This is a genomic window from Marinithermus hydrothermalis DSM 14884, assembly GCF_000195335.1.
GTDB lineage: Bacteria > Deinococcota > Deinococci > Deinococcales > Marinithermaceae > Marinithermus > Marinithermus hydrothermalis.
In genome coordinates this window covers 1,545,288-1,556,621 of record NC_015387.1, presented here as the reverse complement: position 1 = coordinate 1,556,621, position 11,334 = coordinate 1,545,288, and the positions used below count along the sequence as shown (strand labels likewise).

General features: G+C 67.6%; 13 protein-coding genes. 3 read left to right on the top strand and 10 right to left on the bottom strand.

Annotated features, from left to right (window positions below; genetic code table 11):
• Positions 1 to 786 carry a DUF2249 domain-containing protein gene (locus MARKY_RS07765; RefSeq protein WP_052297212.1) on the bottom strand — a complete coding sequence of 262 codons (786 nt, stop codon included), beginning with the start codon at positions 784 to 786 and terminating at the stop codon, positions 1 to 3.
• Positions 787 to 812: 26 nt separating this feature from the next.
• Positions 813 to 1,043: a DUF2249 domain-containing protein gene (locus MARKY_RS07760; protein WP_013704323.1), complete on the bottom strand. Its 231-nt coding sequence runs from the start codon at positions 1,041 to 1,043 to the stop codon at positions 813 to 815.
• A gap of 99 nt (positions 1,044 to 1,142) precedes the next feature.
• Here MARKY_RS07760 and MARKY_RS07755 point away from each other — a divergent pair, with 99 nt between their 5' ends.
• Together MARKY_RS07755 and MARKY_RS07750 are read left to right on the top strand one after the other, a co-directional pair.
• Positions 1,143 to 2,306, top strand: a complete 1,164-nt coding sequence (locus MARKY_RS07755; protein WP_013704322.1) for a hypothetical protein — start codon at positions 1,143 to 1,145, stop codon at positions 2,304 to 2,306.
• Entirely contained in the window at positions 2,303 to 2,632 is a 330-nt protein-coding gene (locus MARKY_RS07750) for a metal-sulfur cluster assembly factor (RefSeq protein WP_013704321.1), read from the top strand. Before MARKY_RS07755 ends, MARKY_RS07750 begins: the two co-directional genes overlap by 4 nt.
• Positions 2,633 to 2,705: 73 nt before the next feature.
• Here MARKY_RS07750 and MARKY_RS07745 read toward each other — a convergent pair whose 3' ends face one another.
• From MARKY_RS07745 to MARKY_RS07710, 8 genes are all read right to left on the bottom strand, one after another.
• On the bottom strand, positions 2,706 to 4,277 hold the full coding sequence (locus tag MARKY_RS07745; protein WP_013704320.1) for a type II secretion system protein GspD: 1,572 nt from the start codon (positions 4,275 to 4,277) through the stop codon (positions 2,706 to 2,708).
• Positions 4,278 to 4,279: 2 nt separating this feature from the next.
• Entirely contained in the window at positions 4,280 to 5,230 is a 951-nt protein-coding gene (locus MARKY_RS07740) for a hypothetical protein (protein ID WP_013704319.1), read from the bottom strand.
• Positions 5,227 to 5,802, bottom strand: a complete 576-nt coding sequence (locus MARKY_RS07735) for a type IV pilus inner membrane component PilO (RefSeq protein WP_041658357.1) — start codon at positions 5,800 to 5,802, stop codon at positions 5,227 to 5,229. Before MARKY_RS07735 ends, MARKY_RS07740 begins: the two co-directional genes overlap by 4 nt.
• Positions 5,792 to 6,427: a hypothetical protein gene (locus tag MARKY_RS07730; RefSeq protein ID WP_013704317.1), complete on the bottom strand. Its 636-nt coding sequence runs from the start codon at positions 6,425 to 6,427 to the stop codon at positions 5,792 to 5,794. Before MARKY_RS07730 ends, MARKY_RS07735 begins: the two co-directional genes overlap by 11 nt.
• Positions 6,420 to 7,562 (bottom strand): type IV pilus assembly protein PilM, encoded by a 1,143-nt coding sequence (gene pilM, locus MARKY_RS07725; protein WP_013704316.1) that lies wholly within the window; start codon positions 7,560 to 7,562, stop codon positions 6,420 to 6,422. Before pilM ends, MARKY_RS07730 begins: the two co-directional genes overlap by 8 nt.
• A gap of 229 nt (positions 7,563 to 7,791) precedes the next feature.
• Positions 7,792 to 8,799, bottom strand: coding sequence for an isocitrate/isopropylmalate dehydrogenase family protein (locus tag MARKY_RS07720; protein WP_013704315.1), 1,008 nt, complete (start codon positions 8,797 to 8,799; stop codon positions 7,792 to 7,794).
• A gap of 61 nt (positions 8,800 to 8,860) precedes the next feature.
• Positions 8,861 to 9,343, bottom strand: coding sequence for a DUF5317 domain-containing protein (locus MARKY_RS07715; RefSeq protein WP_148230470.1), 483 nt, complete (start codon positions 9,341 to 9,343; stop codon positions 8,861 to 8,863).
• A 133-nt stretch (positions 9,344 to 9,476) separates the two neighbouring features.
• A complete protein-coding gene (locus MARKY_RS07710) occupies positions 9,477 to 10,292 on the bottom strand; it encodes a glycosyltransferase family 2 protein (RefSeq protein ID WP_013704313.1) in 816 nt (271 codons plus the stop codon).
• A 35-nt stretch (positions 10,293 to 10,327) separates the two neighbouring features.
• Here MARKY_RS07710 and MARKY_RS07705 point away from each other — a divergent pair, with 35 nt between their 5' ends.
• Positions 10,328 to 11,326: a tetratricopeptide repeat protein gene (locus MARKY_RS07705; RefSeq protein ID WP_013704312.1), complete on the top strand. Its 999-nt coding sequence runs from the start codon at positions 10,328 to 10,330 to the stop codon at positions 11,324 to 11,326.
• Positions 11,327 to 11,334 lie beyond the last annotated feature (8 nt).

Genomic DNA, 11,334 nt, shown 5'->3' with positions numbered 1-11,334 from the left:
TTACCGGGGCTTCTCGATGAGGAGATCGACCCGGCCAGGGCCAAGGTCGCGCAGGGCGTACCGGTACCCCTCTGCCTCGAGCCGCGCGAGCAAGTGAATGGGCCGGCGGACGTGATGGACGAGAAGGCGCTGGCCCGGCTCGAGCGCCGCGAGGGCCTCCAGGATGCGCTGCATGGGCAGGGGCGGTTCCCAGGACGCGTCCACGGTGAGCTCGGCGTGGTGGGCCTGCCAGTCCGCTTCGGTGAGCGGTTCGGAGGAGGAGCTCGTGGGTTCGGGTTGTGTTGGAAGGGGTTCTCGGTAGAAGTGCACCCGGTAGTGCTGCGCCCCGAGCTGCTCGCACCAAGCGCTGAACCCTTGCTTGGCCAGCACGCGGTAGAGCGGCAGGGGCTCGAAGGGCGCCTCGAGCACCAGCCGTCCTCCCGGCTTCACCGTGCGGGCCGCGGCCATGATCTTGGGGAAGGGTTCCTCGCCGGCCTCGAGGATGGGGCGCACGTCGAGGTGCGCGCCCACAGGGGTTTGGAGCCAGGGGGGTGGGGGGGTGTGGAGCTTGGAATCGCTTGCGATCGGCATCTCCATGGGTTTGGTCTCCACGCCCAGGGCGGCGTTCAGCTGGGAGACGAGGGTCTCGGGGGGCATCCCGGCGATGCGCGCGGCCTGGGCCACGGTCACGAGGCGGGGCATGGTCCGGCGCAACAAGGGGTTATGGAGCCGCCGAAAGGCGGGGCTGGCCTCTACGAGGACCTCGAGGAGTTCGGGCCACCGCTGGAGCACCTCGCTGACCTTCATCTCGGGCCGGACCACGGGGGCCTCCCTTACCGCTTCTCGATGCGGGCCCGCCAGACCGTGGGGCCTGCCTCGAGGTAGGTCCAGGAGAACCGGCCAGGGCGCTCGGCCTGGAACTGGTAGTAGAGGGGTTTGGGGTCGTGGTCGTTCACCAGCTCGAAGGCTTGGCCGGCCTCGAGGGCGTCGAAGGTCTCGAAGATGAGCGGGTGCCGCTGGGGCGGCGGGATCTTGCGAACGTCGAGCACCGTTTCGCGCGTCATTCGGTCACCTCCCGCGCCCCAGGATGCCGGGCTGGGGGGGCGGTGCGCCATGACCTAGGTCATAGCCCGACCGGAGAGCCTGGGTTTACGGTCCGGGTGATGCTTGCCGCGACCCCATCCCAGGCGCGCGTGGTGCCCCTCACCCTTCCCGGCGGGTTCTTCCTTTTAGCCAGCCTAGCGCTCGCGTGGGGGGCGGCCCTGCTCGCCCTGAATCCCGAGGCGCTTTCCGCGTACCGCCACCCCGTTGTGCTCGCGGCAGCGCACCTCCTGCTCCTGGGGTTCGGGGTAGGCGTGCTCGTGGGGGCCATGCACCAGCTGGTGCCTGTGATCGTCGAGGCGCCCTTGTACCGCCCGGGGTTGGGGTATGGGGTGATGCTCCTTTGGGGCGTGGGGGTGCCCCTCGAGGCCGCGGGGTTTCTCGCGGGGCGGCCGGAATGGGTAGCCGTTGGGGGCGGGCTCGTGCTGCTGGCGCTCTTCACCTTCGGGGTCCAGATGGGCCTCACTTTCCTTAGCGCCCCCCGGTGGAACCGGGTGGCCACGGCGCTGGCCTGGGTCACCTTCTACCTCGTGCTCACCCCTGTCCTGGGCCTGGTGCAGGCCCTTGCCCCCCGCTACGGGTTTTACGACCCGGAACGGCTCGTTTGGCACGTTCTGGCGGGGCTAGGCGGGATTTTCCTTCTCGCGATCCTTGGGGTGGGGCACAAGCTCGTCGCCATGTTCACCCTGGCGCACGGGGTGAGGGAGGAGGTGCTGGGCCTTGTGCTCTGGACGGTGAACCTGGGGCTACTGGGGCTCGCGTTGGGGGAGCGTACGGGCGGCGTGCTCCTCGCGGTGGGGGTGGGGCTTGGGGGGGTGGACCTGTGGCGCATCCTGAAGCGGCGCACCCGGCGCGCCCTGGATATCGGCGTGCGCCACTACGTGGCGGGGATGGGGTTTTTGGTGTTGACCCTGGGCGCCCTGGCCGTGGGCAACGTGCTGGTTGCCGGCACCTGGTTCGTCCTGGGGTTTGTGGGCCTCGTCACCACCGGCATGCTCTACAAGATCCTGCCCTTTTTGGTCTGGACGCACCGCTACGCGCCCCGGGTGGGGCGGGAGCCGGTGCCGATGCTCAAGGAGATGCTGCCCGAACGCGCCGCGTACCTGGCCGGCGTGCTGTTCGCTCTGGGCGCGCTGCTCGCGCCCGGCTGGCCCCAGGCGCTTTGGCTCTTCGCCCTGGGAACGCTGCCCTACACCTACGCGTTGTGGGAGGTGGTTCGACGGTGAACCTGATCCACGGTGAGTCGCCCCGAAACCCCCTCGAGGAACAGGCCTTCGCCCTCCTCGCTCAGGTTTACGACCCCGAGCTCGGCCTTGACATCGTGAACCTGGGGTTGGTGTACGCGGTGGAGGTCCGTCCGCCGAAGGCCCGGGTGCGGATGACCCTCACCACGCCCGGCTGCCCCCTGCACGACGCCATGGCCCCGGCCGTGGAGCGGGCGCTCGAGCGGTTGCCGGGGGTGGAGGCGGTCGAGGTGGAGCTGGTCTGGGACCCGCCCTGGACACCCGAGCGGATGAGCCCCGAGGCGCGGCGTGCCCTCGGGTGGGGGTAGGGGCGCGGTGCCCCGCTGAAAAAACCGGGACGGGCGAAGGACGCCCGTCCCGCGCGGGGCGGTGAGGTGGAAGCTATGGGGTACCGGTGGCGGAGGCTTCCGCCGAAGGGGCGTTGTCCACGATATTCGCCGTGATCACCACGAGCAGCTCGGTATCGCGCACCTCGTTGCTCGTCTGACGGAAGAGCATCCCCAGGATCGGGATATCACCCAGGAACGGAACCTTGTTCTCGCTCTTGTTGACGGTGCGCTCGATCAAACCGCCGAGCACCACGGTCTGTCCGTCCTTGATGCGGAGCTTGGAAAGGGTGCTCTTCTGCGGGATCAGGATGCTCCCCTCCGGGCCGGACTGCGGGTCGCCGCCGGTCTGGGTGAAGACCTCGAGGAGAATCTGCCGGTCCGCCGTGATCTGCGGCCGAAGGCGCAGGGTGAGCCCCACGTCGAACTCCCGCACCTCGATCTCACCGCCGATGCGGATCGGGAGGAGGAGCTTCGCTCCGGCTTTGAGTTCCGCACCTTTCGCGCCGGTCTGCCGCAGGTCCTCGTCGCTCGCGCCGAAATTGTCCTCGATGATCAGGTTCGCGTCGCTCACCCGACGCGCCAGGTTTTGCTTCTCCAAAGCGTCTAGGGTCGCGACGATGTTGAGCGAAGCCAGGCTGCGCGTCGCGTCGAAGATCAGGTTCAAGCCGTTATCGAGCACGCTCGCGATGAGGTTCCCTCCGGAGAGGGAGTCCCACTTCAGCCCCAGGTTGTTGAAGACCTGGGAGTCCACCTCCTGCACCCGCACCTTGAGCTGTACCTGCTGCACGGGTTTGTCCAGCTTGGGGATGAGCGCCTCGACCACCGCGATCTGCTCCGCGGTGCCCGTGACGATCAAGGTGTTCGTACGCTCGTCGGCCACGATGTTGATGGGTTTCGTGGGGCTGCCGTCCTCCGGAGGCGTGAGGCTCACGTCCACGTTCTCGAGGCCCGCCAGCCGGTCGATCACGTCCTGTGCGCCGAGGGCTTCGGTTAGGACCTTCGCGAGCTCCCCGGCTTTGGCGTAGGAGAGCTGGAAGGTGCGCTGCAACAGAGGCGGGGCCTCCGCGGGTTTTTGGAGCTGGTTCAGCAGGGTTTGCACTTCGATCTGCTGCGCTTCGGCGCCCCGCACGACCAGCACGTTCTGCCCCGGAACCACCGAGACGCTCAGGCCGCTGATCTCCTGCTCGAGGAAGTCCGCGATCTGTTTGGGGTCGCCCGTGGGCACCGGGTAGAACCTGCGGAGGACGGGCTCCTCCTGCGCTTCGGCGTCCGGGGTTTCCTGCGTACGGAGGCGCGCAATAACCTCGGTAGGCGCGACGAGGATCACGTCGTTTTCGAGGAGCTGGTAGTCCAGCTTGCCCTCCCCGTACGTTGCGATCAAGAGGTTCCACACCTGCCGGAAGGGCTTGTTCACCAGAGCGAGCCGCACGTTCACGGTGGGCACGTCGCGCAGCACGGGGGTGAGCCCCACGCTTTGCGCGGCGGCGCTCAGCACAACCTCGAGGGGATCTCCTGCAGGCCCGGTCTGGATCGTGATCGGGGTGCTGAATCGCGGGGCGTCGGGCAGGGTGCCGGCGAAAGCCAGCCCCAGCACGGTCACCATGAGCGCTAACAGACGTTTCATACTCACTCACCGCCTCCGTGTTCCAGGGTAAGCGTATACGGGCCTTGGACCAGCAACACGCGTTCGGCCGTCACGGTCTTGACCAGGATGTCCGTGCCTGGGATGGGTTGCCCTACGGGCACGGTGAGGTAGCCGTACGCGCTCTTAAGGATCGCGATGCCGACAGGGCCAAGCGCGACGCCCTCGAGCGTGAGCTCCTGAGCGGCCGCCCACTCCAGAAGGGGGTTTTCGGGCTGGGCGGCCTCCGTGGGAACATCCAAAGGCTCTGGGGGAGTGTCCGCAATGGGCTCGAGGCCGACCGCGCCGAGCGAGAGCTGTAGGTCCGTGGTCGGGTCAGTGGGGGGCACTACGGCAGGCATGGCTTCGGCGAGGGGCGCGGCGCGGTTCAGCTCACGCTCGAGGGGGTGCAGGCGAATGGGTAGGCTGCCCTGGCCCAGGAGGGGCTCCGGTACGGGGGCGGCCGACCCCCCTTGGGGAAGAACCACCTTGGGCAGCGGGATGCTGGGGGGGCGGGCTTCTTCCGGGGGAGTGATGGGGATGGGGGTGTTGTCGGTGGGGACGGGGGCGGGGGGAGCGGGAGGCCCGCGGCGCGCCACGAGCTGCGCTTGTGCGGGCTCCTCCACCTGTAGCGGCACGAAGGGGTTCGGGGGCACCTCGGTACTGCCCAGCACGATCGTTTCGGACTCCGGTGCGGACGTTTCGAGTGGAGCTTCCTCGGGCGCTTCGGTGATCAGGAAGGGCACCGGGAGCACCTCCAGCGGCTTGGTGGCCGCGGGGGTTGTAGGGGAGGGGTTCGCGCTGGGGGGCTCGCCAGCAGGTGCGGGCGGAGGAGAGGGGACGGGAGGCGCGGCGAGTTCGGGGCGCGTTTGGGTGAAGAGCGTGTACCAGATGGATAGGGCCGCGGTCAGCAGGAGGATCAGGATCAGGATGCGTAAACGGGGGTTGCCTCTCACCGTTCCACCTCCGCCTCAGCCGCGCGCTCAAACACGTAAACGGTCATGGAGAGGTTCGCGTTAAGCGTAGGGTTCCGCGTGCGTTCCTGGCCCAGGCTGAGCGTCAGGCCGTTGATGGTGCTGAAGCGCCGCATGCGTTCGATCTCCCTGAGGAAAACGAAGAGTTCCGGGAAGGGGGACTCCAGCTCAAGGGTGAGGTTGATCGTCCGTACGCCCTCCACCGGCACCTCGCCGAGGCTGCGCGCCAGGCCGCGTACGGTCACGCCGGTCTCCGCAGCGCGGCTGCTCAGGGCTTCCAGCACATCGGCGAAACGCTCCCTGGGCGGCAGTTTCTGGAGGAACTCCGCGCGTTGCGCCTCCAGGTCCTGGATGGTCGCCTCGAGCTGTGGCAAGGCGCGTTGGGCCCGGCGCCCGCGCTCGGCCTGGAGCTCCAAACGGCTGATCTCCTCCTCCAAAGCGCGGATCTCCGACTGGGCTGGGGTGTACCAGAGGAGGTACCACCCTCCGGTCGCGAGCAGGCTGACAAGGATGACCAGGATGGCGACCCCCCGTTGGCCAAGCCTATTGAGCACGGGCTTCACCCCCTTCCTCCGTGGGGGCCACCAGGCCGATGGTGGCGTTGAACCTGAGCATGCCTTGCTCGTCGCGGCTCGAGCGGTGGAAGTTGATCCCGAAGGCCGGCGAGGTTTCAAAGGCTTGCACGAACCGGATCAGCGCCTCTTCTTCTAGTGCTTCGCCCTCGACGCGGAACTCTACACGGACGGGTTTGCGGTCGTACAAGCCTTGCGCCATGTACGCCTCTTGGGTTTGAGGAGGCACCGGTTGTGCGGCGATGGTCGCGAGGGCGACGCGGAACTGGTCGTTCTCGCGAGGGATCTGGTTGATGAGGCGGGCCAGGTGGTCCGACCAGGGGATGAACCGCTCCTCGATCTGGCGCGCGACCGCGATGACCTCCTCGAGCTCCGCCTTGCGGCGGTTCAGCTCCGCTTGTTTTTGAATGAAGGGGCGCAGCACCTCGACCTCGAGCTTGAGCTGGTCGCGCTCGCTTTCCAGCGTGCGGATCTGGCCGAGGGTGCTGGTGTGCACCAAGGCCACGACGGCGAAGGTGGCGAGGGGGAAGAGCACCGCCACCAACCGCCACCACCCGGGTTCCACGCGCTTGCGCAGGTTTTTAGGGAGCAGGTTGAGCTTAATCAAGGGGATCCACCCCCCGAAGCGCGAGACCGACGGGCACGGTGAACTCCGGCCCGATCGCGCGTAGGTGGTTGGGATCGAACTGCCGCTCGTCGACCGTGATGGAGGCCCAGGGATCTATCGGGGTGAGTTGCAGGCCCAGGGCTTCGCTCAACAGGCCTGGTAGGCCGCGCAGTTTGCTGCCCCCACCGGTGATAAAGCCCTGCTCGATCTCGATGTCCCCGGCTTGTACGCGGAAGAACTCCAGGCTCCGCCGAAGTTCGGTCGTCAGGTCCACCAGCACCGGCCGAATGGCGTCGTACATACGGGCGGGGTTGTATCGTTCACGCTCCGCGTCAAAGTCGAGGAGGGCCTCCTCATCCTCGGTGGGGATGGTGACCAACCCATACTCGAGCTTGGTGGTTTCGGCTGTGGGCATGTCCAGGTTGAAGGCCCGAGCGATGGCTTCGGTGAAGTCCTGGCCGGAGATACCGATGTTGCGGTGCATGAGGAGGCGTTGGCCTCGGAGGAGGACCAGGGTGGAGGATTCCGCGCCGATCTCTAGGTAGATGGAGACGGGAGCGTGCCCGTCCTGGTTGGGGGCGAGCTGAGCGGCGATGGACCTGAGACCAGCAAAGGGCTTGATGTCGAGCACCACCGGCTCGAGGGAGGCTTCTTTTAGGGTTTCGACGAGCTGCGCGATGATCTCGTGCCGGGCCGCGGCGATCACCACGTCGAGCTGTTCCCCGTCGGGGACTTCCTCGGGGGGGGTGAGGGGGGCGAAGTCGAGCACTACCTCGTCGATGGGGAAGGGGATGTAGCGCTCGGCTTCCCACTGGATGGCCTCTTCCAACTCCTTTTCGGTCATTTTGGGGACTTGGAGGATGCGGGTGATGACGGCCAGGTTGGAGAGACCCGCTACAACGTAGCGTTTACGGGTTCGCATCTCGGCCAGCATCTCCCGGATCTCGGCCGCGAGTGCGCCCGGCTCGAGGATGTTGCCCCCTTGTACAGCGCCGGGAGGGGTGGGGCGCATGGCGAAAGCTTTGAGGGCTGGGGGGGTGCCGCTCAGCTCGACGCACTTGAGGTTGGCGGCGCCGATCTCCAGGCCCAAAGCCTCGATACGGGGCTGCAACCAGTTGCTTAATATCCTCCGCACACTTCCCCCCTTTACGCCATACCGATCATCGCCGGTAGTCAGTCTAACACGCGGGCACGTTCGCTCGATCCCACTCGGGATCACGCACGTTCGGGAATCGTTAGGGGCCCCCGCCTATCCCTAGAGAATACGTAAGGCAATGCGATCATATTGGGCTTCACTATCGAATTACAGTATACAAAGCCGCAGGCGCGCGAGGGGTGCTCGCGCGCCCGGCGTGGGGCGGGGGCTAGCCCAGCGCCCGAATCACTGCGTCGGTGAACGCCTCGGTGGTGGCGTCGCCGCCCAGATCGGGGGTGCGCGGCCCTTCCGCCAGCACGCGGTCCACCGCTCGCTCGATCCGCTCTGCGGCCTCTTTTTCGCCCAGGTGCTCGAGCATCATCGCGGCGGAAAGGATGGTGGCCGTGGGGTTGGCGATGCCCTTACCGGCGATGTCCGGCGCGCTGCCGTGCACGGGCTCGAAGATCGCGGCTTCCTCCCCGATGTTTCCGGACGGCGCGATACCCAAGCCGCCCACCAGGCCGGCGGTCAGGTCGGAGATGATATCGCCGAAGAGGTTCTCCATCACGAGCACGTCGAAGTCCTGCGGGCGGCGCACCAGCCGCATGGCGCACGCGTCCACGATGACCTCGCTGATCTCCACGTCCGGGTAGTGCTTCGCGGCGTCGTAAGCGGCCTCGAGGAAGAGCCCGTCCGAAAGGGGCAGCACGTTGGCCTTGTGCACCAGGGCCAGCTTGCCCCGACGGCGCTGGGCGAGCTTGAGGGCGTACTCGGCGATCCGGTAGGAGGCGTCGTAGGTGATGACGCGGTCCGCGATCGCGATCCGGCCCCGGGCGTAGCGCCGCTCCTGCTCCACGTACAGCCCCTCGGTGTTCTCCCGCACCACCACGAGGTCGGTCCCCTGGATCGCACCGGGGACGGGGTGGTACTTGGCGGGCCGCACGTTCGCGAAGAGGTCGAGCCGCTTCCTGAGGTAACGGATCGCGCCGAAGAACCCCTCGACCTTGCGGGTGGGGCTGGTGGCCGCACCGAAGAGGGTGGCGTCCGCGGCGCGTATCTTCTCCACGGTTTCCTCCGGGACGGAGGTTCCGTACTTCTCGAAGGTTTCCCAGCCCGCTTCGGCCTCGGTGAACTCGAACTTCAGCCCGGTGGCCTCGAGCACCCGACGCGCGGCGGGGACGACCTCGTGCCCGATCCCGTCACCTTCGATAAGACAGATCCGGTAGGTTTGACCCATCAGCAATCACCGCCCCCCATTCTAAGGGGATGATGGGGGGTATGCGCTAAGGGACCGGGGCTTACGCCTGGAGCCGGGTCTTCTTGGCGCGAAGCCCGCCCTCAACGACCACGCCGATAATCCCTAACAGGATGAACACGTCCCCCGGGCTGATGACCTTCCGCATAAAGGAGAGGGGGATGGTGTCCCCGAGGAACCCCAGCGGGGTGGTGGGGGTGAGGAGGGTGTGCACCCCGTCGCGCGTGGTTTCGAGGAGGGGCACCCAGTGCCCGATGCCCGCGGCCTGAAGCGCGGTCGCGCTGACGGGCATGTGCCCGCCGTTGGCCGCCATTACGGCCAGATTCAGGCCCAACCCAGTCAGCACAAGCCAGAGGCTTTTAAGCCCGCGGTTCGCATAGATGCCGTACCCCACGAACCCTACGACCAGGGTTTTAGCGAGCGGCCCGGAGAGGCTGGGGGATAGCAGGCCCTGATACGTGGCGTAAGCCAACCCGCCTTCCGCCAGAGCGGCCGCGATGAACGCCCAGGGCGCGCGGAGATCGATACGCCCGAGGTCCTGGATTCGGACGCCGATGAGCAGGGCCAGGACCACACCCAGAACAGCGCTAGCGAGAAACAGGCTCGTAATAACACCTCCCGTCTTTCCATAGGATAGCGGCTCGGCTGCCGGACCAGCTTCATGATACCAAAGGTGCTTGTAGATCGTCCCGCTCCAAGCGTTCCAGGATCAATCGGTACGCCTCCCGACGCCGGGGCAGGGGGTCCCAGCGGTGGCGGAGCTGTGCCTCGAGCCACACCGCCTTGCGGTGCAGGCCGTGCAGCCAGGGGTAGTAGAGCGCGGTGTACAAGAGCCCGCCGCGGTACCCTTCCGCCAGGAACCGCGGGTCTTCCGGGGTTGAGGCGCCCCCCAGGTGCAGCACGCGCCGTGGCACGAGCAGCACCCGCCATCCCAAGCGCCGGGCGCGCGTACACCACTCGAGGTCCTCGTTATAGAAGAAGAAGCGCTCGTCCATGCCGCCGATCGCCTCGAGGGCCTCGCGGCGGGCCACGATCAGCGCGCCGGAGATCCAGGGTACGGGCCGCGGCCGGAGGAGCCGCCAGTAGTTCGGGGCGTACAGGGGGCCGAAGCTCTGGAGCCGCCCTTCGGGAGTGACGAGGGTCGGGCCGGCGAAGGCCGCCTTGGGGTCGGCCTCGAGCGCAGCGATGAGGGCCTCGAGGTCCCCGGGGTTCAGGTACACGTCCGCGTTCATCTCCACCACGTACCGGCCCCGGGCGAGGCCGAGCCCCTGGTTCACCGCGGCGGCGTACCCCCGGTTGGGCACACGGACCAGGCGCACGTCGGGAAAGGATCGGGCCACCATCTCGGCGGACCCGTCGGTGGAGCTGGAATCCACTACGATGCGTTCCGCCTCCGGGTAGTGCGCCTCGAGGCGGGTGAGGCACTCCTTGAGGATGTCGCGCGTGTTGTACGAGACGACGACGATCGAGAGCATCGCTTCCAGTCTATCCCGGTTCCAAAGCCGGTAGTATGGGGGCGATGCGCGTACTCCTCGTACCCACACTGGGGCCGTTGCACCTGCTCCACCCGCGCTACAACGCGATGACGCTGCTCGAGCTTACGCGCGCGTTCGCGCCGGACCGCGTGCTGCTCGCCTCGTACAGCCCCGAGGGGCTGGCTGAGGGCCTGTGGCGCGCGAAGGATGAGCTGGGGTTGTTCCACCTGCTGCCCTGGGCCGAGGCAAACGGGATTCCGGTAGAGGCGCTGGGACAGGATGCGGAGGCGTTGCAGGGGGAGGCCGAACGATTCCGGGAGTACCTGGGAAGCCTCGAGAAGGGCAAGGCCTACCTGGAGGAGGCCGCGAGGCTGGATGAGATGCTTCAGGCTTTGCTCACGCGCCCCCTTACGCCGGAGGCGTTGGGGAGCGAGCCGGTGCTCCTCAAGCTCAGGGCGTACACCGAAGCGGTGGCGAGATTGTTTGGGGAGGGGCCGGCGACCGGGTTTCGCGAAGCCCGCATGCGCGGGGTCGCGAAGGCCCTCCGGGCGCTACCCGAGGGGCGGTACGTGGTGTGGGTGGACGTGCTGGACTACCCGGTCCTTGCTGGGCTGCTGCCCGAGGCAGAGCGGCCAAGGCGGCACGAGCCGACCGAGGCGGAACGGCACCGCGCGGTGCTGGACCGGGCGTGGCGGCTCGAGGAAGGGGACGACTGGGGCGGGCTGGTCGCGCAGCTGCAGGAGGTGGGTAACGCGGAAGCGCAGTACCTCGCAGCGCAGATCTACCTGGCCGCGGGCCGGGTGGAGGCAGCTCAAGCCATCCTGGAGGACCTGATCCACAAGGAGTTCCAGCACCCCGCGTACCTTCCTGGGTACGTGCTCGCTCGCCTGGGGCAGGTACAGGACCTTCTGGGGGACCGGCAGGCGGCCCTTCGGGCGTACCGCACGGTCCTGGCTTTGTCCTGGGCGCCTGAAGCGGCGCGGGAGATCGCGCTCGCGGGGGTGCGCACGCCGTTTCGAGTCGAGCGGGGGTGAGGCGGGCG

Coding starts and splice junctions, on each gene's coding strand:
- MARKY_RS07765 (WP_052297212.1), bottom strand. CDS start 786: ATGAAGGTCAGCGAGGTGCTCCAGCGGTGGCCCGAACTCCTCGAGGTC.
- MARKY_RS07760 (WP_013704323.1), bottom strand. CDS start 1,043: ATGACGCGCGAAACGGTGCTCGACGTTCGCAAGATCCCGCCGCCCCAG.
- MARKY_RS07755 (WP_013704322.1), top strand. CDS start 1,143: ATGCTTGCCGCGACCCCATCCCAGGCGCGCGTGGTGCCCCTCACCCTT.
- MARKY_RS07745 (WP_013704320.1), bottom strand. CDS start 4,277: ATGAAACGTCTGTTAGCGCTCATGGTGACCGTGCTGGGGCTGGCTTTC.
- MARKY_RS07720 (WP_013704315.1), bottom strand. CDS start 8,799: ATGGGTCAAACCTACCGGATCTGTCTTATCGAAGGTGACGGGATCGGG.
- MARKY_RS07710 (WP_013704313.1), bottom strand. CDS start 10,292: ATGCTCTCGATCGTCGTCGTCTCGTACAACACGCGCGACATCCTCAAG.
- MARKY_RS07705 (WP_013704312.1), top strand. CDS start 10,328: ATGGGGGCGATGCGCGTACTCCTCGTACCCACACTGGGGCCGTTGCAC.